Origin of the sequence: Rugamonas sp. (assembly GCF_025354735.1) — a bacterium.
GTDB lineage: Bacteria > Pseudomonadota > Gammaproteobacteria > Burkholderiales > Burkholderiaceae_D > Rugamonas.
This window is the reverse complement of record NZ_JANXMI010000313.1, coordinates 1-21,866: the sequence shown is the minus strand read 5'-3', so window position 1 is coordinate 21,866 and position 21,866 is coordinate 1. Positions and strand designations below refer to the sequence as shown.

Genomic DNA, 21,866 nt, shown 5'->3' with positions numbered 1-21,866 from the left:
TGAGCGCGGCGCAGGCCGGCATCGCCGTCGCCGCCTTCGACGCGGCGCTGGCGGCGGCGGCGGCCGGCCCGGCGGCGCAGGCGGGGGCGGGCGCGCAGACCATCGCCTTCGGCTACATCAAGGCCGACGTGCTGGCCAACGGCGACGCGTCGAAGTTCGTCGCCGCTTCCGGACAGCAGGCCGCGCTGGCGCCGTTCTTCACGCGCTTCCTGCTCAACTGCGACCAGTGGGACGGCTACAACGCCGAGCGCAAGACGCTGATGAACCACTTGAAGACCAACAGCGTCGGCAACGTCGTCGCCATCACCGGCGACATCCACGCCTTCTTCGCCGGCACCGTCAACGACGACTTCGACGCGGCCGGCGGCGGCACGCCGGTGATGGTCGACCTGGTCACGGCCGGCATCAGCTCGGACTCCTTCTTCAGCTACATCCGCGACGCGGCGGCGGCGCTGGGCGATATCGCGGCGCTAGTGACGTATCCGCTGGCGATCCCGGTGCCGGGCGTGGGCACGGTCAACGTCAACATCGACCTGCTCGATTACACGATGGGCAAGGCCGCGCCGACGCTCGACGGCCTGCTCGACCAGTTGCGCGTGCAGCTGCGCGGCGCGCTGGCCGCCAAGGGCGTGCCGGAAGCGGCGCTCGACGCGACGGTGGCGGCGCTGCAAACGGGCCTGCGGGCGAGCAGCGATTTCAGCGTCACGCTGCTGGGCCTCGCGCAGCAGCTGGCCGCGCTGGGCAACAACCCGTGGCTCAAGCACGTCAACACCGACGCGCAGGGCTACGCGGTGGTGACGCTGACGCCGGGGAAGATGGTCACGCAATTCAAGCAGGTCAACAAGCTGGTGGGCGGCAACGCGCCCTCGACGGTGATCGCGCGCGTGACGACGGCGACGGTGACGGCGGGGACGGTGGCCGTCGCCATCAGCTGATCACCAGCTGACGGCAAAGTAAGTCAGGCGGCGTCGGGCCGGGTTTGCGTCATCGCTTCCAACCCGGCCCGCCGCGTTTCGGCGGCGACGCTGCGCACCTGCATGGTCACGCCGAGGTGGCGGCCGATGGCGGTGAAAATGGATGCCATCAAGTCCATGCCCATGCCGGGATCGCCATCCATGGATAGAAAGTCATGAAGCCTGTCGATGGGCGTTGAGGTCAGCTCGGCCAGCCCCTGAAAGCTGACGGTTGCTTGCACCAGCATGTGCAAAATGGCGCGTGATAAATTCGGTTCGCCGTTCAAAAACACTGAAGCGGCTTCGTCCAACATCAATTTGGCAAACGCAGGTTCTCGCTCCATGCGTTCAATGATGGTCAGGCTGGCATCGCGTGCGAGTGTCATGGTGCGCCTCCCCTTGCTTTCTTTTGCTGCTTATATTCCCGATACAGCCATCTGGCTCGGTCGATGTCTGCTTGCTGGCGCTTCTTCGTGCCGCCGCCGAATAACAGTATCAGCGTGGCGCCTTCCTGGGCCAGGTAAATACGATAGCCCGGCCCCCAATCAATCACATACTCACTGATTCCACCCAGCGGCTTGATGTGGGATGTATTGCCCTGCTTCATTTTGAGTATGGCCTTTGCGACCAGTCCCGCCGCCTGAATATCGAGGCCATCGAACCAGCGCCGAAATGGATTCGACTGATCGGCGCGTATATATTCTTGGACGATGGCGGACATCGTGCGATGGTATTTCCAGTTTAGCAGTTTTGATTTGCGGCGCATCACGCGCGACGCGATCGGGCGCCCTGGTCTCTCAACTGGGCGAGGGCCGACATTTGCCCTTACAATTCAGGCATGGAAAAAATCGCCACCGCCACCGCAAGCACCGACCCGCGCCACGCGCCCGACCCGCACAACGCGCACAACGCGCGCGCCGCTTATGTGGGCGGGCTGTCGATCGCGGTCGGCGGCGCCATCCTGTTTTCGACCAAGGCCATCGTCGCCAAACTGCTGTACCGCTATCACATCGACGCCGTCACCCTGATCGCCTTCCGCATGCTGTTCTCGCTGCCGGTGTTCGCCGTCGTCGCCGTCTGGCAGATGCGCGTCGGCGCGCCGCTGTCGGCGGCGGACCGCTGGCGCCTGGTCGGCCTGGGCCTGATCGGCTATTACCTGTCGAGTTTTCTCGACTTCCTCGGCCTGCAATACATCACGGTCGGACTGGAACGGCTGCTGCTGTTTTTGACGCCGACCTTCGTGCTCCTGATGACCACCGTCTTCCTCAAGCGCCACATCAGCCGCCGGCAGTGGCTGGCGCTGTTCATTTCCTACGGCGGCATCGTGCTGGTGTTCGTGCACGACTTGCGCGGCGGCGCCGGCAACGTGGCCCTCGGCTCACTGCTGGTGCTGGGGTCCGCCAGCGCCTACGCCGTCTACCTGCTGTTCACCGGCGAGATGGTGCGGCGTCTGGGCGCGCTGCGGCTGGTGTCGTACGCGATGTGCGTGTCGAGCGTGGCCTGCATCGCCCAGTTCTTCATCCTGCGGCCGGCCGCCATGCTGGTCCAGCCGATGCCGGTCTACACGCTGTCGCTGGTCAACGGCATCTTCTGCACCGTCATGCCGGTGTTCTTGACGATGTTCGCGGTGCAGCGCATCGGCGCCGGCGTCGCCTCGCAGGCCGGCATGATAGGTCCGGTGTCGACGCTGTTCCTCGGCGCGCTGGTGCTGGGAGAGCCGATCACCGCCTGGCAGCTGGCCGGCACCGCGCTGGTGCTGGCGGGGATCTATCTGCTGTCGAAAAAATAGTCCAACATTTTAAAGAACGGAAGCTGACATGAAAACTCGCATCGCCCTGATCGCCCACGACAAGAAAAAAGACGACATGATCGCCGTCGCCGGCGAGTACGCCGCCTTTTTGAAAACCTGCGACCTGGTCGCCACCGGCACCACCGGCGGGCGGTTGATCGACGAGCTGGGACTGACGGTGACGCGCAAGCATTCCGGCCCCTTCGGCGGCGACCTGCAAATCGGCGCGCTGCTGGTCGAGGGCCAGATCGACTGCGTGATCTTCCTGCGCGACCCGATGACGCCGCAGCCGCACGAGCCGGACATCAACGCCCTGGTGCGCGCCTGCGACGTGCACAACATCCCGTGCGCGACCAACGTCACGTCGGCACATCTGGTACTGTCGCAACTGCGGCTGCGCGCGGCGCAGGCTTGATCCACTGATCTACTGACACGGCACGGGAGGAGGGCATGAGCAAGGCGATACGCATCAATCGGAATGGCGGACCGGAAGTGATGGACTACGTCGACGTCGACCTGGCGCCGCCGGGTCCGGGCGAGGCGCGGGTGCGGCACGAGGCGGTCGGCCTCAATTTCATCGACGTCTATTTCCGCAGCGGCCTGTACCCGCAAGCGCTGCCCGGTGGCCTGGGCATGGAGGGCGCCGGCGTGGTCGAGGCGGTGGGCGAGGGCGTCACCGTGGTCAAGGCCGGCGACCGCGTCGCCTATGCCGCGCGGCCCAACGGCGCGTATGCGCAGGCGCGCAATATGCCGGCCGCCGTGCTGCTGGTGCTGCCCGATAAAATCGGCTTCGACACGGCCGCCGGCATGATGTTGCAGGGGCTGACGATCCAGTATCTGTTCCACCGCACCGTCGCGCTCAAGGCCGGCGACACCATCCTGTTCCACGCGGCCGCCGGCGGCCTGGGCCTGATCGCCTGCCAGTGGGCCAGGGTCAAGGGCGTGACGCTGATCGGCACCGTCGGCTCGGAAGAAAAGGCGGCGCTGGCGCGCGCGCACGGCGCGGCCCACGTCATCAATTACAACAGCGAGAATTTCGTCGAGCGGGTGCGCGAGATCACGGGCGGCAAGGGCGTCTCCGTGGTCTACGATTCGGTCGGCAAGGATACCTTCATCGGCTCGCTCGATTGCCTGGCGCCGCTGGGCATGATGGTCAGCCTGGGCAACGCCTCCGGCTCGGTGCCGCCGTTTTCGGTGGGCGAGCTGGCGTCGCGCGGATCGCTGTTCATCACGCGGCCTTCGCTGATGAGCTACATGTCCACCCGCGAGGAATTGGAAGCGGCGGCGGCGTCGCTGTTCGGCGTCGTCGGCAGCGGCGCGGTGAAGATCGAGATCAATCAGCGCTACAACCTGGCCGACGTGGCGCAGGCGCATATCGATCTGGAGGCGCGCAGGACGACCGGCTCGTCGATCCTGCTGCCTTGAGACTTTGCCGCTGACCCCGAAGTCGTCGGCGCCTCAGCTTTTGGCGTCGCCAGCCACCTTGGCCGGCGCCGGCTGCTCATCCATCTTCGGATCGATCTTGATGTCGATGCGGTAAGGCTGGCCGCTGCGTCCCGGGAAACCGGCGAAGGCGCTCTGCACCAGCGCCGGCATCACGTGCGGCGTCGCCCTCACGTGGCTGGCGTTGGACACGGTGGCGTCGAACAGTTTCTTGCCGTCGGCCGCGTTGATGGTCACGTTGAGCTGGCGCTCATAAATATGCTGGATCGTTTCGTCGACCATGGTGGGGCCGTAGAAGAAAGGGTCGTAGTAGGGCCGGAACGGGCCGCGATAATACGAGCCGCGGCCCCAGTAGCCGGGACCGCCCCAAAACGGATCGTAGGCTTGCAGCACATGCACGGCCTGGTCGACCGTGCGGAAGTGCATGCCGACTTTCAGCCTGGCGCCGCGCGGATCGGCGGCCGGCGTGAAGCCGAGCCGGCTCAGTTCGTTGCTCACCAGTTGCTGATAGCTGCGGTATTCCAGCGTGTCCTCGGGCGGCGCGGGCGCGTCGAAGACATAGGATTTATCGCTCAGGTCGGCCGGCCAGTCGTTGAAGGCGGTGACGTCGCTGTGTATCGTCGTGGCGCAGCCGCCCAGCACGAGGCAGGCGGCGGCCAATAGGGCGGGGATTTTAGTCATGGTGTTGATCTTTCCCAATAGTCAGGCAGATTATACTTATCACAAGTCTACGACGAACACGTTAACCAGCCCCGATTATTACAGATTGTTACCGGGGACGTGAACGGGGCGACTTTGTTCCGTTCCCGCGAGCATGCAATTTGTTCTGGCGCAGGGAAATCGCGCGTCGCGCCGCCCCGATATTGGTAAAATAGCCCTTTGCCTTCGCCCCCATCGAGCTCCCATGCGCACAGACAGCAGCCCACAAACGATATTCCGCAAGGACTATCTCCCGCCCAGCTACCTGGTTGATACCGTCGAACTGGGTTTCGACCTCGATCCGGCGCGCACCGTCGTCGCCAGCCGCGTCACGCTGCGCCGCAACCGGGCCAGCAAGAGCGGCGACATCGTGCTCCATGGCGAGGCCATCGAACTGGTGGCGCTGCGCATGAACGGCAAGCTACTCAAGCCGGGCCAGTACCAGCTGACCGAGACCACGCTGACGATCCGCAAGGCGCCGGCCGAGGTGGTGCTGGAAATCGAAACGCTGTGCGCGCCGGTGCAGAACACCACGCTGTCGGGCCTGTACGTGTCGAACGGCAGCTTCTACACCCAGTGCGAGGCCGAGGGCTTCCGCCGCATCACCTATTTCCCCGACCGTCCCGACGTGATGGCCAAGTATACGGTGATGTTGCGCGCCGATAAAAAACTCTATCCGGTGCTGCTGTCGAACGGCAACCTGATCGAGGAGGGCGACCTCGGCGACGGCCGCCACTACGCCAAATGGGAGGACCCGTTCAAGAAGCCGTCCTATCTGTTCGCGCTGGTCGCGGCCAGCCTGGTGTGCCAGGAGGAGCGCTACACGCTCAAGTCCGGCCGCGAAGTGCTGCTGCAAGTGTGGGTCGAGGACGGCAATCTCGACAAGACCGACTACGCCATGCAGTCGCTGAAAAATTCCATCCGCTGGGACGAGGAACGCTTCGGCCTGGAACTCGACCTGGACCGCTTCATGATCGTCGCCGTCGGCGACTTCAACATGGGCGCGATGGAAAACAAGGGCCTCAACATCTTCAACACCAAGTATGTGCTGGCCAATCCGCGCGTGGCCACCGACGTCGATTACGCCGGCATCGAAGCGGTGGTCGGCCACGAATACTTCCACAACTGGACCGGCAACCGCGTCACCTGCCGCGACTGGTTCCAGCTGTCGCTCAAGGAAGGCTTGACCGTGTTCCGCGACCAGGAGTTTTCCGCCGACATGATAGGCACCGACAGCGGCCGCGCCGTCACCCGCATCGACCAGGTGCGCACGCTGCGCAACGCCCAGTTCCCGGAGGACGCGGGACCGATGGCGCACCCGGTGCGGCCCGACTCCTTCGTCGAGATCAATAATTTTTACACCGTCACCGTCTACGAAAAAGGCGCCGAAGTGGTGCGCATGTATCAGACCCTGGTGGGCCGCGACGGCTTCCGCAAGGGCATGGACCTGTACTTCGAGCGCCACGACGGCCAGGCCGTCGAATGCGACGATTTCCGCGCCGCCATGGCCGACGCCAACGGCCGCGATTTGACGCAGTTCGAGCGCTGGTACAGCCAGGCCGGCACGCCGGTCGTCAGCGCCGTCACGCATTACGCCGCCGCCGCCCGGACCTTCGAGCTGGTGCTGAGCCAGAGCTGCCCGGCCTCCGCCGGCCAGACCGCCAAGCTGCCCTTCCACATCCCGGTCGCCGTCGGCCTGCTCGACGCCGCCGGCCAGGACATGGCGCTGGCGCTGGACGGCTACCAGCATGGCGCGACCACGCTGATCCTCGAACTGACGGAAGCCGAACAGCGCTTCGTGTTCACCGGCGTCGCCGAAAAGCCGACGCCGTCGCTGCTGCGCGACTTTTCCGCGCCGGTGGTCCTGCACTACGACTACAGCGACGCCGACCTGCTGCACCTGTTCAGTCATGACAGCGACCCGGTCAACCGCTGGGAAGCCGGCCAGCGCCTCGCCATGGCGCGCTTGCTGAAGCTGACGGCGGCCGTCGCCGGCGGCGCCAGGCTGGCGCTGGACGACACCTTCATCGAGGCCCAGCGCGCCGTGCTGGCCGACGCCACGCTCGACCCGGCCTTCCGCGAGCTGGCCCTGATCCTGCCGTCGGAAACCATCGTCGCCGAGCAGATGGACGTGGTCGACCCGCAGGCGATCCACACGGCGCGCCAGTTCATGCGCCGCACGCTGGGCGCCGCGCTCAAGACCGAGCTGCTGGCCGCGTATCACGCCAACCAGACGCCCGGCGCCTACAGCCCGGACGCCGCGTCGGCCGGCAAGCGCGCGCTGAAAAACCTGGCCCTGTCCTACCTGCTGATCGCGCCGCAGGCGGCCGAGCTGAAGCTGGCGCAGAAGCAGGTTGACGGCGCCACCAACATGACCGACCGCGCCGCCGCGCTGGTCGCGCTGATCCACAGCGGCAAGGACGCCGGCGCCCACCTGCAGGCGTTCTACCGCGATTTCGAGCACGACCCGCTGGTCATCGACAAATGGTTTGCCATGCAGGCCGCCGCGCCGACCACCGACGTCGCCGCCGTGCGCGCGCTGATGCAGCATCCGGCCTTCACGCTGAAGAACCCGAACCGCGCGCGCAGCCTGATCTTCAGTTTCACCAACGGCAATCCATCGCGGTTCCACGCCGCCGACGGCAGCGCCTACGACTTCTGGGCCGAGCATGTCATCAAGCTCGACGCGCTCAACCCGCAGGTGGCCGCGCGGCTGGCGCGCAGCATGGACCGCTGGCGCCGTTACGCGCCGGCGCTGCAAGTGCATATGCGCCATGCGCTGGAAAAGGTCGCGGCCAGCGCCAGGCTGTCGAACGACGTGCTGGAAGTGGTCAGCAAGGCGCTCGCCAACTAAATAATTTATACCGTTTATATTGTTTGTATGGTTTATATCGTTTATTTAAAATCTTAGGGAATTCATGAAACGCATCAGCCTCACGCAATACCTGGTCGAAGAACAGCGGCAGAACAACACCATCCCGGCCGAATTGCGCCTGCTGATCGAAGTCGTCGCGCGCGCCTGCAAAACCATCGCCCACTCGGTCGGCAAGGGCGCGCTGGGCGACGTCCTCGGCAGCGCCGACACCGAAAATATCCAGGGTGAAGTGCAGAAAAAGCTCGACGTGATCTCGAACGAAATCCTGCTCGAAGCGAACGAGTGGGGCGGCCACCTGGCGGCGATGGCGTCGGAGGAAATGGAATCGATCCACCCTATCCCGAACCGCTATCCCAAGGGCGAATACATGCTGCTGTTCGACCCGCTGGACGGCTCGTCCAACATCGACGTCAACGTCTCCATCGGCACCATCTTCTCGGTGCTGAAGGCGCCCGAGGGCATGGGCCAGCCGACCGAGGCCGACTTTATGCAGGCCGGCAGCAAGCAGGTGGCCGCCGGCTACGCCGTGTACGGCCCGCAGACCATGCTGGTGCTCACCACCGGCAACGGCGTCAACTGCTTCACGCTGGACCGCGAGATGGGCTCCTGGGTGCTGATCCAGCGCGACATGAAGATTCCGGCCCAGACCCGGGAATTCGCGATCAACATGTCGAACGCGCGCCACTGGCACGAGCCGGTCAAGCGCTACGTCAACGAACTGCTGGCCGGCGACACCGGCCCGCGCGGCGCCAACTTCAACATGCGCTGGATCGCCTCGATGGTGGCCGACGTGCACCGCATCCTCAACCGCGGCGGCGTCTTCATGTATCCGGCCGACACCCGCGACCTGGCCATGCCGGGCAAGCTGCGCCTGATGTACGAAGCGAACCCGATGGCCTTCATCGTCGAGCAGGCGGGCGGCGCGGCCACCGACGGCACCATGCGCATCATGGACATCGCGCCGCACAAGCTGCACCAGCGCGTGCCGGTGTTCCTCGGCTCGCGCGACGAAGTGGAAGTGGTCACCAGCTACCATCGCGCCTGAGGACAAGCCGCTGGCGGCGGAAAAGCAATGATATTTTGTCAGGACTGATAAAAAGTTTAGCTTCAACACTAGCCAGCGGGCGAACTTGTTTGCTAGAATATGGGACTTCGCCGCTTTAGCTCAGTTGGTAGAGCAGTTCATTCGTAATGAAAAGGTCGCCAGTTCGATTCCGGCAAGCGGCACCAGAACTTTGGTGTCAGGCAGTATTAGGCACTCTTGAAACCCGCCTCCCTCATAGGGAGTGCGGGTTTTTTGTTGTCTCAACGCATTGCAGTCGGTAGCATGACATACCAACATTTTTTGGTGGTTATGTTGCTAGTTCAAAATCCCATCCAGAGCAATGGCCTGAGCGGTGGCATGATCCGATTATATCCAAATGTAGATAAGTAGGACGGAGGGGATATTGGCGGAACCGAAAGATGTGTTGGCGATCTAATTCTTCTTCGCGCTTAAAAAGAAGCCATTCCAGTTAAAGACCATGCTGCCTTTTCCAGTCAGGAAAAGATCTGTGCATTTGGCATCGATTACGGTCACGGGATTCGGCAATTGCAGCTTGCCAGCCCTTGTATGCCATTCCTCCCTCAGATATTTTGCCGGTTCACGTAGCTCTCTGGAATAGGTGGGGGATTCGCAGTTTTCGCCATCAAAGGTGAGCGCTTCAGTGCCTATTTCCAGGTGTTTTCCCAAGAGTTTGTGGGCTTGACGGGCGGACATACCCGCGACGTCTGCGGTATCGAGGATGCCGATTGTGGTCCAGCGGCCGAAAATGTCGGCATTGGTAACGGCATCCAGATGCCACGATGGGCCAGCATTCCGCTGCCCCAAGTGCAATTGCCTCGACCGGGGCCCATATCGTCGTAATATTTGAGGATTTCTTTTTCGCGCTCGCGCAACTTGGTGCGTGCGGTGGAACTGAGCTTCATCGTGGAATTGAGTGGCGCTGAGTCGGGTAACATTTTTGCCTCCGCTAGCGAATTTGACCGGGGTTCGAACGGCCAATTTACGTTAGCGGCGAGGCTGCGCATTGCGCCGCATCAGCGATGCCATTTTCTGCCGTAGTTTTATGTTGGTCGGCGCGGAAGCGCATGCCCGCCGTCAATCACGCCGCAAGCTCCACACCACGCGCGATGCCGTCTGCACCGGTATGCCGTCCGCCACCAGCTTGCTGAACGCTTCCAGCCGGCTGCATTGGGCTGAGCGGGCCAAGCCGGCGTCGATACGCAGGGCGGTGCTCTTGTCCGGGCGGCCGACCGCGCGCAGCGGCGGGCGGGGGAAGCCGGCGAGCGAGGCCGGGGCGGCGCGCGTGGGTGTGCCCAGGCGCGGGGTGATGATGCCGACGACGGGGGCTTTTTGTAGCGTGCCGATTTGTATCGTGTCCATTTTGCCGACTCCATGACTGGGGATGGTTCGATAGTGCGCCCGGCGGCGCGCCTTGTCTGTTAGGCGTCGCGCACAGCGCGATGGCCGATGAGTCGGTCGCGCCGGCGGAACTCGCCGAAAATTTACACGATTGGGTGATGGCCGTGGCCGGCGAAAATCAGTAACATTGGCTTTGGTCGCGATGCGGCAGGCCGGCATCGTGTTACTTCAGCCATTGAACAGGGGGATACGCTCATGAACAACGTGAAACTGGAAGTGCTCACGCCAACCAATTGTCAGATGATCTTCATCGATCAGCAGCCGCAGATGGCTTTCGGCGTGCAGTCTATGGATCGCCAGGCGCTGAAAAACAACACGGTGGCGCTGGCCAAGGCGGCGAAGGCGTTCAATATCCCGACCATTATCACGACGGTGGAAACGCAAGCCTTTTCCGGCCACACCTACCCGGAGCTGCTCGATGTGTTCCCCGGCGCCGACATCCTGGAGCGCTCGTCGATGAACTCGTGGGACGACCAGAAGGTGCGCGACGCGCTGGCCGCCAACGGCCAGAAGAAGGTGGTGGTGTCGGGCCTGTGGACGGAGGTCTGCAACAACAGCTTCGCGCTGTGCGCCATGCTCGAAGGCGGCTATGAAATCTATATGGTGGCCGACGCTTCCGGCGGCACCTCGAAGGAGGCGCACGATTACGCCATGCTGCGCATGATACAGGCCGGCGTGGTGCCGGTCACGTGGCAGCAGGTGATGCTGGAGTGGCAGCGCGACTGGGCCCGCAAGGAGACTTATGAGGCCGTGATGCAGATCGTCAGGGAGCACTCGGGCGCCTACGGCATGGGCGTCGACTACGCCTACACCATGGTCCACAAGGCGCCGCCGCGCGCGACCGGCGCGCACAAGACGCTCGAGCCGGTGCCCGCCAAAGTGAGCTCTTGATGCGCGGCCCATCGATGGGTTTATTCTCCCTGCTGCGCCCGGCCGTCGCCGCCGCCGCCCTGGTGCTGGGCGTGGCCGGCCCGGCCATGGCGGCCGCGCCGTTGGCCGCCGGCGCCAGCGTCGCCGTCGGCCCGCAATACGATACGACGCACGTCTACGTCAGCAGCGACACCATCGACGCCTTCGTCGCCAGCTTCGTCGCCACCTTCGACGGCAAGGCCTCGCCGCGCGCCGTGTTCACGGTCACGCCGACGCCGAGCAAGACGGCCTCGCAATACATCCAGACCCCGGTCGGCATGTTGTCCGTGTTCGCCTTCCAGACGCCGGTGCCCTATCCCTTCGGCGACGAGCGCACCGGTTATCTGGTGACGGACATGGACAGCGCCGTCGCCGCCGCGCTCAAGGCCGGCGCCGACGTCATGGTCGACAGTTTCGACGATCCCATCGGCAAGGACGCCATCATCGCGTGGCCGGGCGGCCTGAAGATGCAGCTGTACTGGCACACCAAGGCACCGCAGTACGCGCCCTTGCTGACGGTGCCGGACAACCGGGTCTATCTGTCGCGCTACGCGGCCGACCACTTTATCCAGCATTTCCTGGCGTTCTCGCACGGCAAGGTGGTGCTGGACCAACTGAAGGCCGACGGCGGCCAGATCGGCCTGCCCGGCACCACCTTCCGCCAGATCAAGCTGGAGTCGGGCTTCGGCAAGATGGCGATCTTCGTCACCGATGGCAAGCTGCCGTATCCCTACGGACGCGAAACGACCGGCTATCAGGTGGCCGATGTCGACGCCACCATCGCCAAGGCCGTCGCCTCGGGCGCCAAGCTGCTGTCGCCGCCGTACACGATGGCCGAGGGCCGCAGCGCCATCATTGAATTTCCCGGTGCTTACATCGCGGAGATTCATGATGTCCGCAAATAGCGGGGCGCGCTTACCGCAGCACAGTCGCTTGCCGCGCATGATGCTGGCGGCGGGCCTGACGCTGGCCGGCGGCGCGCTGGCGCAGGATGCCACGCCGCCGGCCTCCGTCTCGACTTCGACAACGGCACCGGCACCGGCCGCCGCGTGTCCCGCGCGGCCGGCCATCAACTTCAACCGCTGGAGCGAGAACTGGTCGGTGTTGGCCCAGCCCTGCGTGCCGCGCGCGCCCTTCGACGGCCTCAAATACCTGCCACTGTCGGACGACGGCCTGTCCTACCTGTCGCTGGGCGCCAACCTGCGCGAGCGCATGGAGCACAACGATGCGCCGTCCTTCGGCATCGGCGCCGGCGGCCATGCGGACACTTACGTCATCGAGCGCGCCGAGGTGCACGCCGACCTGCGGCTGGGCCCGCAGTGGCAAGCCTTCGTCCAGCTGGAAGACGCGCGGCCCTTCCACAAGGACGCGGTCAGCCCCGTCGACCGCGACCAGCTCGACCTGGAGCAAGCCTTCGTCACCTATGTGCGCCGGCTCGACGACGGCTGGTTCAAGGCCCGCGCCGGCCGCCAAGAAATGGCGTTCGACTTGCAGCGCTTCATCGCCGTGCGCGACGGCCCCAACGTGCGGCAATCGTTCGACGCCCTGTGGGCCGACTGGGAAACGCCGCACATGCGCTGGATCGCCTATCTCACGCAGCCGGTGCAGTACCGCGACGCCAGCCACTTCGACGACATCTCCAACGGCCACCTGAGTTTCAACGGCTTGCGCGTCGAACGCAACGACATCGGCGGCGGCGACCTGTCGGCCTATTACTCGCGCTACCGCCGCGACGGCGCCCGCTTCCTCGACGGCCAGGGCGACGAGGGCCGCAACGTGTTCGATGTGCGTTATTCCGGCAAGACGGCGCGTTTCGACTGGGACGTGGAAACGATGGCGCAGAGCGGCCAGGTCGGCGCCCGCTCGATACGGGCGTGGGCGCTCGGCTCCATCATCGGCTACGGCTGGCCGCAGCTGGCGGGCAAGCCGCGCGCCGGCTTGCAGTTCGACGCCGCCTCGGGCGACCACCATGCCGGCGACGGCCGGGTGGGGACCTTCAATCCGTTGTTCCCGAATGGCTATTATTTCAGCCTGGCCGGCTACACCGGCTACGCCAATCTGATCCACCTGAAGCCGTCGCTGACGCTCAAACCCATCGCCGGCCTGACGCTGCTGGCCGCGCTCGGCCTGCAATGGCGCGAGACCACGGCCGATGCCGTCTACGCGCAGGGCTCGGCCGTGGTGCCGGGTACGATGGGGCGCGGCCGGCGCTGGACCGGCGCCTACGCGCAGACGCGGGCCGACTGGAGCGTCAACCGCAACCTGACGGCGTCGGTCGAGGCGGTGCACTTCCAGGTCGGCGACACGCTCCGCCAGGCCGGCGGCGCCAATGCCGATTACGTCGGCGTGGAATTGAAGTTCGGCTGGTGACGGCGCCGCCGCCGCGCCCGGCGACCGTCAAGTCGTGATGCCGAACAGTTCCAGCTTCAAGCCCTTCATCCCGTTCGGCACATAGATGGCGATGGCTTCGGCCTTCATCATATTGTCGTACAGCGCGCCCTTGCTCTCGACCGAGAAATAATAGGTGTTGGGCCGCACCGGCACCTCGGCCGGCACCTGGGCCATGTGGACCAGCTCGATGCCCGGCAGCGCCAGGCCGACGATGCGTTCGATGTCGTCGGGCGAGCCGACCTTGAAGCGCAGCGGCACCACGGCCACCAGTTCCAGCGCCGGCATGTCGGCGTTGACGGCCAGGCACAGCGCGGTCTGTCTGTCGACCCGGGTGGCGTCGAGGCGGCCGTGGTAGTGCGTGCTCTTGTGCTCGTCGAGCTTGAGCGCGATGGTGAAGTAGCGCGACGAGATGACGGTGTCGACCAGGTCGCAGATCAGCAGGTCGAGCCGGGCGAAGCCGGGCGAAGCCGGGCGCGGCGTCCTCGTGGACATAGGCCGGCAGGTCGGCCAGCGCGTACTTGGTGGAGAACGTCATCAGGCCGCCGGTCAGCGTCATCAGGCGGTCGAACAGTTGCTCGGGATGGTGCAGGCGATAGCGCGTGCAGTGGGTCAGCGCGGCGCCGGCCGTGCTGATGGTGTTGAGCATCCAGAACGAGGCGATGTCGCCGCTGTGCACTTCGATGGCGTGCTTGCTGGGCTGGCGGTGGCGGGCGTACAGCGCCTCGATCTTCACGTTGAGCTTGCCGAGCAGGCTATCGAGCGCCGTTTGCAGGCCGGCCGCCGCGACCGACAGGCTGGGAGGGATGAAGTCGGGGTCGATTTCAAAGCCGCCGCTGACCAGGCGCCGCAGCCGCACCACGGGGAAGCTGACGTAGGCGTTGCGCGACTCGAACTGCGACATCAGCCGCACGGTCTTGTGCAGATATTCGACGTCGACGCTGATGGCGTCCGTGTACAGGTCGGCCGTTTCGGACGCGGCGCGGGTATAGCGCGTGCCGTCCTGCGCACTGCGCGGACCGGCCAGGCTGCCGCCGTGGGCGTTCAGTTCCGGCAGCGCGGCGTAGAAGGTGAAGCTTTGCTGGTCGGGCGCCAGCTTGCCCAGGTCGACCGCCAGCGGCAGCGGGTCCGACAGCGGCGCCTCGTACAGTTCGCCGTCCTGGAACAGCAGCGACATGGTTTCCGCGCTCAGCACGTTGTTGGCCAGCGCGTCGCGGTTCCATTTCAATTCGCTCACGCCCCACAGGTGCGGATTGAGGGCGGCGGCCACGCGCTGCAAGCGGCCTTCGTGATAGCGGTCGAGCTGCTGTAGTTGTTGCGGCCCCAGCGTCAAGCCTTCGGACCAGAGGATTTTGGATGGCAAGCTCATGCTGTTCTCCCGGTGATGGACGCGCGTCGCGCGCAGTTCCGTAGCATGCAATGGGCGCGGACCGGCATGGTTGATGCGGCGCAGCCGGGGGCCGCTTATGGTCGTTGATGGCCGCCGGGGCGGGGCGCCGATACCGCGCCTTGTGCCGCCGCATGGGGAGCCGGCGCCGGCGCCGCGATAATGGCCGCTCCGCGCCGGCGCGCGCCATGTCCCTTGGAGAAACTGATGACCCCACGCTACGCCCCCGGCCTGTTCGACCGCTTGATGGACGAGCAGCGCGGCGCCAACGCCGGCTGGTCGCTGGAACAGCTGAAGGACGCCGTGGCGCGCGACCTGGAAGATTTGTTCAACACCCGCGCCGCCTTGTCCGACAGCGTGCTGGCCGCCTTTCCGGAAGTCGGCAAATCCATCCTCAGCTACGGCCTGATCGACTTCGCCGGCCTGTGCCTGACCAGCGACGAGGACAAGAAAAAAATCTGCGCCGCCGTCGAGCTGGCCGTCCAGCGCCACGAGCCGCGCCTGTACGCGGTCAGCGCCGCCTTGCAGGTGGCTGGGTGCTGGTAAACCGGGTCAACATCGTTATCCGCGCGCGGCTGCGGGCCGATCCGGCCGCCGAGCTGGTGCAGTTCGACGCCGTGTTGAAACCGTCGACCCAGCAGTATTCGATCCGGCGGCCGGGCGGCCCGTTGGCGACCGATTGAAGTAAATCGTTTATATCGTTTATATCGTTTACTTGAAGCGGTAGCTGAGCGCGACCAGCCCGGTGTCGGCCGTATGGCGCGCCACCAGCGCGCTGGCGCCGACGCTGCCGCCCAGCCACGTGCGGCGCAGGTTGGCGTTGACGTACCAGTTGCCGCCGACGTGGGCTTCGATGAACAGCGCGGCGAAGGGATTGGTGGCGGCGCCCGGCTGATAGGCCGCCACGCCGGTGCGGCGCGCCTCGTCGCCGGAGACGCCGTAGAAATAGCGGGTGTAGGCGCTCGACTGGTATTCCAGGCCGGCTTGCGGGTAGATCGCCAGCGGACCGGCATCGATTTCGGCGGCGTAGATCAGGTCCGCCAGATTGCCTTTGGAGCGGCCGACGTCTCGGAACACGTTGACGAAGAAGGCGCCGACCGGCGTCACCTGTAGCGTGCCCAGTCCCAGCGGCACCGACGTTTTGCGCTGGTCGAAGCGGCCCAGCGCGGTGCGCAGCGGCGTGTAGCCATCCTCGTTGAACTTGCCGACCAGTTCCAGATAGCCGTAGCCGGCCGGCAGCACGCGCAGGCCGACGGTGTCGATGCGGGCGAAGGCGCGCCCGTAGTCGGCATTGGCGTAGGGGATGGCGTTGACGGCGTGCGACTGGCCGCGTCCGACCGGCGGCGCGTTGTCGACGCCGAGGCCGATGTCGCCGATCAAACGCATCGGCGAGGGATAGTCCGCCGTGGCGCCGGCGTCGGCCTGCTGCGCGTGGGCGGGAGCGGACAGCGCGGTGAGCAATGTGGCGAGCGGCAGGAGGGCGCCGTGGCGGCGGTTAAATCGGCAAGGCATGGGTGGGTCTTTCGGGTCTGGCGCGGTGCGGCGAGCCGAGATTGTAAGGGAGTTGCCGATTCCCGGTTGAAATAGTCCTTGAACCGCCATCGCGCAGCGTGTAGCCTGAGCTGGCAGGCCCGGCGTCGGGCCGGGGAGAACGGGATGCGCAAGCAGGGTGCTGCCGTATGGGCGATGGCGATGGTGGTGATGATGGGCGTGAGCTTGGTTGCGGCGCGGGCCGACACGGTCGCGCCGGGTGTCGCCGGTAGCGGCAGGCTGATCGCCGGCAAGGGCGTGCTGGCCGCGACGGCTGCGGCGACCGCGCGGGCCGCTGCGGCCCAGCCGGGTGCCATTCGCGCAGGCAAGCCGTCCGCGCAAGGAGGCGGCGTTGGCGGCCAGATAGCGGCCACCGGTGCGGCGCCGAACGTCGGCGCCAACAATAACGCCAATGTCAATGCCAACGCCAACAACAACGCCAACGCCAACGCCAACGCCAACGCCAACGCCAACGCCAACGCCGTGCGCGGCGGTCTGGCCGGCAATGCCAGCGTGCTGGTTTATGCCGATGGCGTAGCGATGAACGCCGTCCCGCCGCCGTCCTCCGCCAGCATGGACGACATCGACCACTCCGGCATCGTCAGCCACCCGGCGACGCCGAAGACAAAGTCCAAGCCATCGAGCTTGCATTTGTCGACCGGCAGGCCGCTGCCGCTCAGCACGGGCGAGTGAGCCGGCGCCGCCCGGTCCGCGCCGGCCAGCGGCGCTGGTCGGCCGTCGCCTAGAAAAAGGCCGACAGCGCGGTAGCGATGCCGATCACGGCGGCGCCGCAGGAACCCCACAGCAGCCAGCGTTTGCGCGTCAGCACGGTGATGGCGGCCAGCGCCACGGCGATCTGGATGAAGGTCAGCGCCAGCGCCAGCCGCTCGTGCGGCCGCAGCTTCGCTTCCGAGCGCTCGCCCAGTTCGCGCGACTCCGCTTCCAGCTTGCTGGCCTCGGCCTTGACGCCTTCCTTGTCGTGCTGCTCCTTGGCCGCGTCGGCCAGGAATTTGGTCTTGACGGCGGCGTCGGTGGTCAGCGCCGCCGTCGCCTCGGCGATGTGGCCCTTGGTCGACTTGGCCTGGTACAAGGCCCACTGGTCGCTGGCCTTGGCCTGCATCAGGATGCTTTCATTCTTGAGGAACATGGCCTCGTTCTGGGCGCTGCCGCTCTGGTAGCTGATGAGCGCGCCGATGGTGGCCAGCACCGCCGTCATCAGCGCGATCTTCTGCGCCAGGCCGACGTGTTCGGACGCTTCTTCGACCGCGTGTTCGTGCGGGCTGGGGACTTCATATTCTTCTTCCATGTCTTACCTTTTCGCGGAGTCGGTGGCGGCGGGCCAACGGGATATCAATAATGTGGCAAGATCGTAGCAAATTCGTCGCGACGCGGTATTGCGCGCGCTTAGATCCTAACATCGCCCCGCCCGGGGCTGGAGGAAAACATGCTGGCCGAGTTCAGACCGGCGACGCTCGCCGCGTTGTCGACATGCTGGTTGATGCTGGCGCTGGCGCCGTCGCCGGCGCGGGCCGGCTGCACGCGCGCCATCGTCGTGCCGGCGTCGGCGCTGGGCAAGATGATCGTCATCGACAAGGAGAGCGGCGCCGTCTCCGGCATCTACCCCGATCTGCTGCGCGAGCAGGGCCGCAAGGCCGGCTGCGTCTTCGCCTTTCCCGTGGTGCCGCGCGTGCGCGCCGAGATGATGTTGCGCACCGGCCAGGCCGACCTGCTGCTGGCGGCCACGCCGGTGGCCGAGCGCGGCCAGTGGGGCGACTATATTCCCATGGTCGGCACCGAGTGGATGCTGATCTCGCGCGCGGGCGCGCCGGCGCCGCCGACGGTGGCCGCGCTGGCGGCGCTGACGGGCGTGCGCTTCAACGCCGTGCGCGGCTTTAATTTCGGCGCCCGCTATCAGGCCATGCTCGATGCCCTGGAGCAGCGCGGCGAGCTGGAACTGGTGCCGGACGCGCAGACGGTGGCCGCCAAGATGCTGGCCGGCCGCGTCGATTACAGTTATATGCCGTCGAACACCTTCGCCGGCGCGCTCGACGCGCTGGGCGTCGACGGCGCCGGCCGCGGCGCGTTCCAGTACACGCGGCTCGACGGCATTCCCGCGTCGACCAGCGGCGTCTATTTGTCGAAAAAACTGTCGCCGGCCGATGCGCGCGAAGTGACGGCGATACTGCTGGCGCTGCGCGCCGACGACAGCATCCTGGCGCGCGCCCGCGCGCTCTACTCGCCGCAGGAAATGAGCAGCATCTTCCCGCTGCCGGGGGCCAAAAAGACGGGGCCGGGCGGCCGGCCGGCGCTGCTGTCGGCCGGCCTCGCGCCTCAGGGCGGCGGCGACTGAAGCGGCGGCGCCAGCCGGTCCGCCTCGCGCTGCGCCCATCGCAGCGACGCGGCCGGGTCCATGCCCTCGTCGAGCACGCGGTCTATGGCTTGTTTGAGCACCGTGCGCAGCCGCATATTGTTGGTGCTCATCAGCTTGGGCTTGGCGTATTTCAGCTGGGCGCGCACGCGCAGGAACGGTTCTTCGCGGGCGTAGCGGGCGGCCAGCGCGGTGTCGGCGAAGGCGCCGGCGACGACCGGGAAAAAGCCGGTCGCCACGCTGATGCGGGCTTGCACCGACGGCTGATACAAGAACGCCGCCAGCTTCAGCGCCGCCTGTTGCTCGGCCGCGCTCATGCCCTTGGCCAGATACAGATTGCCGCCGCCGACGGCCACCCCATAGTTTTTATTCTTAGGCAGCATGTCGGCCATCCACGCGAACCGGGCGTGGGCGCGCACCGTTTCCAGCCCGCCCGAGGAATAATAGCTGACCGCGCAATAGCCGCCGACGAAGCCGTTCAGCGTCGCCTTCCATGTGTTCATGCGCACCAGGTAGTGCTCGTCCTTGAGCCGCTTCCAGAACGCCAGCGCCTCGGTCGCCTCCGGCGTGGCCAGCGTCACGCGGCCGTGCTCCATGTCCATCAGCGCGCCGCCGCTCTGGCGCACCATGGCCTCGAACAGATAGTCGTACCAGTCGCCGCCCAGGCAGAACGGGGCCTGGTGCGAGCGCGCGTGCAGCTTGCCGAGCACGGTTTCGAAATCGGCCCAGCCGGCCGGCAGGCTGTCCTGGCCGAGGCCGGCATCGCGCAGTTTTTCCAGGTTGTACAGCACCACCGGCGTGCTGCGCACGAAGGGCGGCCCGCACAGCTTGCCGCCGCGGCAGTAGCTGTTGCCTAGGAATTCGGGGAGGAAGGGCGCCAGGAAGGCTTTTTCGTTGCCGTAGCGGGCCAGCGCCTCGCCGAAGGGCTCGATCAGCCCCATCTGTTCCAGCTCCAGCGTCTCCGACACTTCGGCCACGAACACGGCCGCGCGCCCGCCCTCGGGCAGCTGGCGCAGCTTGGCGATCACATCGTCCCACTGGCCGAGCGGCATGAAGTCGACCCGGATGTCGGGCTGCTGGCGCTCGAATTCGTGGGCCAGGTTGTAATACAGGCGCGACGATTCAGCCGTCGCGCCCGAGGGGACGATGAATTTGAGCGCGACCGTGGCGGCGCGCGCCGGCAGCGCCAGGCCGAGCGCCAGCAAGCCGGCCGCTACATATGGTGCGATGCGCATTGACTATTCTCCCTGGTGGCGAATGTACCACAGAAGAATTTGCTTTGCAGCAACGCCCACCTTTCTTGCTAGTAGCTGGTCAGCGCGACCGGCTGGCCGCCCTTGAAGGTGTAGATCGTCACGGGCGACTGCTTCATGTCGCCGTGGGGATCGAAGGCGTAGCTGCCGGCCACGCCGGCGTAGTTGCCGGCGGCGATGGCGGCGCCGACCTTGGCCGGGTCGACCGAATTGCTCTTTTGCATGGCTTGCGCGTACAACATCGTGGCGTCGTAGTAGGCGGCGGCGTAGACGTCGGCGTCCTGGTGGTAGCGCTGCTTGAACCTGGCCTTGAAGGCGGGGCCGGCGCCGGCCTTGTCGAGGATGGCGCCGCCCTGCGAGCACAGCACGTTGTCGGCCACGCCGTCGCCGCCCAGCTTGCCCATCTCGGCGGTGCAGATGGTGTCGCCGCCCAGCAGCTTGGCCGTGATGCCCAGCTGCTGCATCTGGCGCGCCATCGGCGCGGCCTGCGGCGCGTAGCCGCCGAAGAAGATGGCGTCGACTTTTTTCCCCTTCAGCTTGGTCAAGATGGCGCTGAAGTCGAAGGCCTTGTCGTTGGTGAATTCGTGGCCGGCCACGGTCATGCCGGAGGCCCTGGCCTGCTTCTGGAATTCCTCGGCCACGCCCTGGCCGAAGGCGGTGCGGTCGTCGATCACGGCGACGGTCTTGAATTTCAGCACCTGGGCCGCGTACAGCGCCATCTTCGAACCCAGCTGGCTGTCGCTGGCGTTGACGCGGAACAGGCCCGGATAGCCCTGCAGCGTGATCTTGGGATTGGTGGCGACGGTGGCGACGAGCACGCCGGCGTCGTTGTAGGCGCGCGAGGCGGGGATGGCCACGCCCGAGTTGTACGGGCCGACGACGAATTTGACGCCGTGGTCGATCAGCTTTTGCGCCGCCGCCACGCCGGCTTTCGGGTCGCCTTGGTCGTCCTCCGACATCAGCACGAATTTAACCTTCTTGCCGCCGACGGTGATGGGCTTGGCGTTCAGCTCCTCGATGGCCAGGCGGGCGCCGTTTTCATTGTCCTTGCCGGAAAAGGCTTGCGGACCCGACAGCGGGCCGCTGTGGCCGATCTGGACCACGAGCTCGTCCGCAGCGGCGGCGCCGGCCAGTGCCAGCAGCGCGACGGCGCCGGCGATGTGCTTCAATTGCATACGATCTCCCGATAATGGATGGCCACGGCGCGGCGGCGGCGCGCGGCAAAGACGGCAATTATCGCCAATATCGGAAAATATTATCGTGTTAGTTGCGGCCGGGCCGGGCTTTATTTGGGGCCGGCCGACCTGGAAACGGACGCCGCTCCGAATTTAATTCGGATGCGGGCCGCCGTTGCCATCCCGCTAACTCGGCGGCGCGTCGCTGGCGCTGTCGACCGGCTGCACCGGCGCGACCTTGGGCACCGGTTCCGGCCGTCGTGGCGGCGCCGCGGCCGGCCGGCTTTCCACCGCCGCCTGCGCGCCGCCCAGGCGGTAGGCCGCGATCGCCGCCGCCAACGCCGGATTGACGGCCAGCGGATCGACGGCGCCGGCGCCGTTGTTGGCCGGCGCGTTGTCCTGCGCGGCCGGATTGGCCAGCACCACCGGTTGTGGCACCGCGTCGATGGCGGCCTGGGCGTTGGCGATGGCCGCGGCGACGGCCAATTCCGTGGCCGCCTGCGGCGACTGGGCCGCCGCAGCCTGCGTGATGGCGGCGTTTTCAGCCGCCGTCAGCGCCGCCGCGTCGGCGATGCTCTGCACCGTCCGGGCGCGCGCCTGCGCGGCGGCGGCCTCGGTGCGCACCGAGGCGCC

23 protein-coding genes, 1 tRNA gene and 2 pseudogenes are annotated in these 21,866 nt (G+C 66.1%); 14 read left to right on the top strand and 12 right to left on the bottom strand.

Annotated features, from left to right (window positions below):
- Positions 1-935, top strand: a 935-nt coding sequence (locus tag Q0S71_RS26295; RefSeq protein ID WP_296002370.1) for an alkaline phosphatase D family protein, incomplete at its 5' end; no start/stop codon positions are given.
- A 23-nt stretch (positions 936-958) separates the two neighbouring features.
- Here the strand turns inward: Q0S71_RS26295 and Q0S71_RS26290 are convergent.
- The gene (locus tag Q0S71_RS26290) at positions 959-1,339 is read right to left on the bottom strand and encodes a transcriptional regulator (RefSeq protein ID WP_296002368.1); all 381 of its coding nucleotides are present in this window, start codon (positions 1,337-1,339) and stop codon (positions 959-961) included.
- Complete coding sequence (locus Q0S71_RS26285; protein WP_296002374.1) at positions 1,336-1,719, bottom strand: type II toxin-antitoxin system RelE/ParE family toxin; 384 nt, start codon at positions 1,717-1,719, stop codon at positions 1,336-1,338. Before Q0S71_RS26285 ends, Q0S71_RS26290 begins: the two co-directional genes overlap by 4 nt.
- Before the next feature lie 72 nt (positions 1,720-1,791).
- Here Q0S71_RS26285 and Q0S71_RS26280 point away from each other — a divergent pair, with 72 nt between their 5' ends.
- From Q0S71_RS26280 to Q0S71_RS26270, 3 genes are read left to right on the top strand one after another with little or no spacing between them, the layout of a single operon-like run.
- Positions 1,792-2,742 (top strand): DMT family transporter, encoded by a 951-nt coding sequence (locus Q0S71_RS26280; protein ID WP_296002366.1) that lies wholly within the window; start codon positions 1,792-1,794, stop codon positions 2,740-2,742.
- A gap of 28 nt (positions 2,743-2,770) precedes the next feature.
- Positions 2,771-3,157, top strand: coding sequence for a methylglyoxal synthase (locus tag Q0S71_RS26275; protein WP_296002362.1), 387 nt, complete (start codon positions 2,771-2,773; stop codon positions 3,155-3,157).
- 35 nt (positions 3,158-3,192) lie between these two features.
- Entirely contained in the window at positions 3,193-4,167 is a 975-nt protein-coding gene (locus Q0S71_RS26270) for a quinone oxidoreductase (RefSeq protein WP_296002359.1), read from the top strand.
- A 33-nt stretch (positions 4,168-4,200) separates the two neighbouring features.
- Here Q0S71_RS26270 and Q0S71_RS26265 read toward each other — a convergent pair whose 3' ends face one another.
- Positions 4,201-4,866 carry a DUF4136 domain-containing protein gene (locus Q0S71_RS26265; RefSeq protein ID WP_296002356.1) on the bottom strand — a complete coding sequence of 222 codons (666 nt, stop codon included), beginning with the start codon at positions 4,864-4,866 and terminating at the stop codon, positions 4,201-4,203.
- Positions 4,867-5,089: 223 nt separating this feature from the next.
- On the opposite strand from Q0S71_RS26265, the gene pepN reads away from it, so the two are divergent.
- From pepN to Q0S71_RS26250, 3 genes are all read left to right on the top strand, one after another.
- Positions 5,090-7,738: an aminopeptidase N gene (pepN, locus tag Q0S71_RS26260; RefSeq protein ID WP_296002354.1), complete on the top strand. Its 2,649-nt coding sequence runs from the start codon at positions 5,090-5,092 to the stop codon at positions 7,736-7,738.
- 64 nt (positions 7,739-7,802) lie between these two features.
- Positions 7,803-8,804: a class 1 fructose-bisphosphatase gene (locus tag Q0S71_RS26255; RefSeq protein WP_296002351.1), complete on the top strand. Its 1,002-nt coding sequence runs from the start codon at positions 7,803-7,805 to the stop codon at positions 8,802-8,804.
- Positions 8,805-8,913: 109 nt separating this feature from the next.
- Positions 8,914-8,989, top strand: a tRNA-Thr gene (locus tag Q0S71_RS26250).
- A gap of 247 nt (positions 8,990-9,236) precedes the next feature.
- Here the strand turns inward: Q0S71_RS26250 and Q0S71_RS26245 are convergent.
- Complete coding sequence (locus Q0S71_RS26245) at positions 9,237-9,629, bottom strand: hypothetical protein (protein ID WP_296002346.1); 393 nt, start codon at positions 9,627-9,629, stop codon at positions 9,237-9,239.
- A gap of 270 nt (positions 9,630-9,899) precedes the next feature.
- Positions 9,900-10,184 carry a hypothetical protein gene (locus Q0S71_RS26240; protein WP_296002344.1) on the bottom strand — a complete coding sequence of 95 codons (285 nt, stop codon included), beginning with the start codon at positions 10,182-10,184 and terminating at the stop codon, positions 9,900-9,902.
- 234 nt (positions 10,185-10,418) lie between these two features.
- Here Q0S71_RS26240 and Q0S71_RS26235 point away from each other — a divergent pair, with 234 nt between their 5' ends.
- From Q0S71_RS26235 to Q0S71_RS26225, 3 genes are read left to right on the top strand one after another with little or no spacing between them, the layout of a single operon-like run.
- The gene (locus tag Q0S71_RS26235; protein ID WP_296002341.1) at positions 10,419-11,114 is read left to right on the top strand and encodes a hydrolase; all 696 of its coding nucleotides are present in this window, start codon (positions 10,419-10,421) and stop codon (positions 11,112-11,114) included.
- Positions 11,115-11,128: 14 nt separating this feature from the next.
- On the top strand, positions 11,129-12,037 hold the full coding sequence (locus tag Q0S71_RS26230) for a glyoxalase (RefSeq protein WP_296002338.1): 909 nt from the start codon (positions 11,129-11,131) through the stop codon (positions 12,035-12,037).
- Entirely contained in the window at positions 12,021-13,502 is a 1,482-nt protein-coding gene (locus tag Q0S71_RS26225) for an alginate export family protein (protein WP_296002335.1), read from the top strand. The genes Q0S71_RS26230 and Q0S71_RS26225 overlap by 17 nt, the downstream gene beginning before the upstream one ends.
- 27 nt (positions 13,503-13,529) lie before the next feature.
- On the opposite strand, the gene tssK (Q0S71_RS27505) is transcribed toward Q0S71_RS26225, so the two are convergent.
- On the bottom strand, positions 13,530-14,015 hold the full coding sequence (tssK, locus tag Q0S71_RS27505) for a type VI secretion system baseplate subunit TssK (RefSeq protein WP_367185345.1): 486 nt from the start codon (positions 14,013-14,015) through the stop codon (positions 13,530-13,532).
- A gap of 40 nt (positions 14,016-14,055) precedes the next feature.
- Positions 14,056-14,889: pseudogene (gene tssK / locus Q0S71_RS27500) on the bottom strand (type VI secretion system baseplate subunit TssK); the annotation flags it as partial.
- A 225-nt stretch (positions 14,890-15,114) separates the two neighbouring features.
- Here tssK (Q0S71_RS27500) and tssE point away from each other — a divergent pair.
- Together tssE and Q0S71_RS27495 are read left to right on the top strand one after the other, a co-directional pair.
- Entirely contained in the window at positions 15,115-15,453 is a 339-nt protein-coding gene (gene tssE, locus Q0S71_RS26215) for a type VI secretion system baseplate subunit TssE (RefSeq protein ID WP_367185344.1), read from the top strand.
- On the top strand, positions 15,444-15,590 hold the full coding sequence (locus Q0S71_RS27495; RefSeq protein ID WP_367185343.1) for a hypothetical protein: 147 nt from the start codon (positions 15,444-15,446) through the stop codon (positions 15,588-15,590). Before tssE ends, Q0S71_RS27495 begins: the two co-directional genes overlap by 10 nt.
- A gap of 28 nt (positions 15,591-15,618) precedes the next feature.
- On the opposite strand, the gene Q0S71_RS26210 is transcribed toward Q0S71_RS27495, so the two are convergent.
- Positions 15,619-16,419, bottom strand: a complete 801-nt coding sequence (locus Q0S71_RS26210; RefSeq protein WP_296002331.1) for a MipA/OmpV family protein — start codon at positions 16,417-16,419, stop codon at positions 15,619-15,621.
- A 78-nt stretch (positions 16,420-16,497) separates the two neighbouring features.
- Between Q0S71_RS26210 and Q0S71_RS26205 the strand changes: the two genes are divergently transcribed.
- The gene (locus Q0S71_RS26205) at positions 16,498-17,130 is read left to right on the top strand and encodes a hypothetical protein (RefSeq protein WP_296002328.1); all 633 of its coding nucleotides are present in this window, start codon (positions 16,498-16,500) and stop codon (positions 17,128-17,130) included.
- Positions 17,131-17,179: 49 nt separating this feature from the next.
- Here the strand turns inward: Q0S71_RS26205 and Q0S71_RS26200 are convergent, their stop codons facing one another.
- Positions 17,180-17,743, bottom strand: coding sequence for a DUF4337 domain-containing protein (locus Q0S71_RS26200; RefSeq protein ID WP_296002325.1), 564 nt, complete (start codon positions 17,741-17,743; stop codon positions 17,180-17,182).
- A 138-nt stretch (positions 17,744-17,881) separates the two neighbouring features.
- Here Q0S71_RS26200 and Q0S71_RS26195 point away from each other — a divergent pair, with 138 nt between their 5' ends.
- Positions 17,882-18,787: an ABC transporter substrate-binding protein gene (locus Q0S71_RS26195; RefSeq protein WP_296002323.1), complete on the top strand. Its 906-nt coding sequence runs from the start codon at positions 17,882-17,884 to the stop codon at positions 18,785-18,787.
- Here the strand turns inward: Q0S71_RS26195 and Q0S71_RS26190 are convergent.
- The 3 genes and pseudogenes from Q0S71_RS26190 to Q0S71_RS26180 form a co-directional block, all read right to left on the bottom strand.
- Positions 18,769-20,040, bottom strand: coding sequence for an extracellular solute-binding protein (locus tag Q0S71_RS26190; protein ID WP_296002317.1), 1,272 nt, complete (start codon positions 20,038-20,040; stop codon positions 18,769-18,771). The two genes, Q0S71_RS26195 and Q0S71_RS26190, sit on opposite strands and share 19 nt — an antisense overlap.
- A 68-nt stretch (positions 20,041-20,108) precedes the next feature.
- Complete coding sequence (locus Q0S71_RS26185; protein ID WP_296002313.1) at positions 20,109-21,233, bottom strand: branched-chain amino acid ABC transporter substrate-binding protein; 1,125 nt, start codon at positions 21,231-21,233, stop codon at positions 20,109-20,111.
- A 186-nt stretch (positions 21,234-21,419) separates the two neighbouring features.
- Positions 21,420-21,866 (bottom strand): annotated as a pseudogene (locus tag Q0S71_RS26180) (hypothetical protein); the annotation flags it as partial.

What these genes read in the sequence shown, in the direction of transcription:
- Q0S71_RS26290 (WP_296002368.1), bottom strand. Translation starts at nt 1,339, where the DNA reads ATGACACTCGCACGCGATGCCAGCCTGACCATCATTGAACGCATGGAG.
- Q0S71_RS26285 (WP_296002374.1), bottom strand. Translation starts at nt 1,719, where the DNA reads ATGCGCCGCAAATCAAAACTGCTAAACTGGAAATACCATCGCACGATG.
- Q0S71_RS26280 (WP_296002366.1), top strand. Translation starts at nt 1,792, where the DNA reads ATGGAAAAAATCGCCACCGCCACCGCAAGCACCGACCCGCGCCACGCG.
- Q0S71_RS26275 (WP_296002362.1), top strand. Translation starts at nt 2,771, where the DNA reads ATGAAAACTCGCATCGCCCTGATCGCCCACGACAAGAAAAAAGACGAC.
- Q0S71_RS26270 (WP_296002359.1), top strand. Translation starts at nt 3,193, where the DNA reads ATGAGCAAGGCGATACGCATCAATCGGAATGGCGGACCGGAAGTGATG.
- Q0S71_RS26265 (WP_296002356.1), bottom strand. Translation starts at nt 4,866, where the DNA reads ATGACTAAAATCCCCGCCCTATTGGCCGCCGCCTGCCTCGTGCTGGGC.
- pepN (WP_296002354.1), top strand. Translation starts at nt 5,090, where the DNA reads ATGCGCACAGACAGCAGCCCACAAACGATATTCCGCAAGGACTATCTC.
- Q0S71_RS26255 (WP_296002351.1), top strand. Translation starts at nt 7,803, where the DNA reads ATGAAACGCATCAGCCTCACGCAATACCTGGTCGAAGAACAGCGGCAG.
- Q0S71_RS26240 (WP_296002344.1), bottom strand. Translation starts at nt 10,184, where the DNA reads ATGGACACGATACAAATCGGCACGCTACAAAAAGCCCCCGTCGTCGGC.
- Q0S71_RS26235 (WP_296002341.1), top strand. Translation starts at nt 10,419, where the DNA reads ATGAACAACGTGAAACTGGAAGTGCTCACGCCAACCAATTGTCAGATG.
- Q0S71_RS26230 (WP_296002338.1), top strand. Translation starts at nt 11,129, where the DNA reads ATGGGTTTATTCTCCCTGCTGCGCCCGGCCGTCGCCGCCGCCGCCCTG.
- Q0S71_RS26225 (WP_296002335.1), top strand. Translation starts at nt 12,021, where the DNA reads ATGATGTCCGCAAATAGCGGGGCGCGCTTACCGCAGCACAGTCGCTTG.
- tssK (WP_367185345.1), bottom strand. Translation starts at nt 14,015, where the DNA reads ATGTCCACGAGGACGCCGCGCCCGGCTTCGCCCGGCTTCGCCCGGCTC.
- tssE (WP_367185344.1), top strand. Translation starts at nt 15,115, where the DNA reads ATGACCCCACGCTACGCCCCCGGCCTGTTCGACCGCTTGATGGACGAG.
- Q0S71_RS26210 (WP_296002331.1), bottom strand. Translation starts at nt 16,419, where the DNA reads ATGCCTTGCCGATTTAACCGCCGCCACGGCGCCCTCCTGCCGCTCGCC.
- Q0S71_RS26200 (WP_296002325.1), bottom strand. Translation starts at nt 17,743, where the DNA reads ATGGAAGAAGAATATGAAGTCCCCAGCCCGCACGAACACGCGGTCGAA.
- Q0S71_RS26195 (WP_296002323.1), top strand. Translation starts at nt 17,882, where the DNA reads ATGCTGGCCGAGTTCAGACCGGCGACGCTCGCCGCGTTGTCGACATGC.
- Q0S71_RS26190 (WP_296002317.1), bottom strand. Translation starts at nt 20,040, where the DNA reads ATGCGCATCGCACCATATGTAGCGGCCGGCTTGCTGGCGCTCGGCCTG.
- Q0S71_RS26185 (WP_296002313.1), bottom strand. Translation starts at nt 21,233, where the DNA reads ATGCAATTGAAGCACATCGCCGGCGCCGTCGCGCTGCTGGCACTGGCC.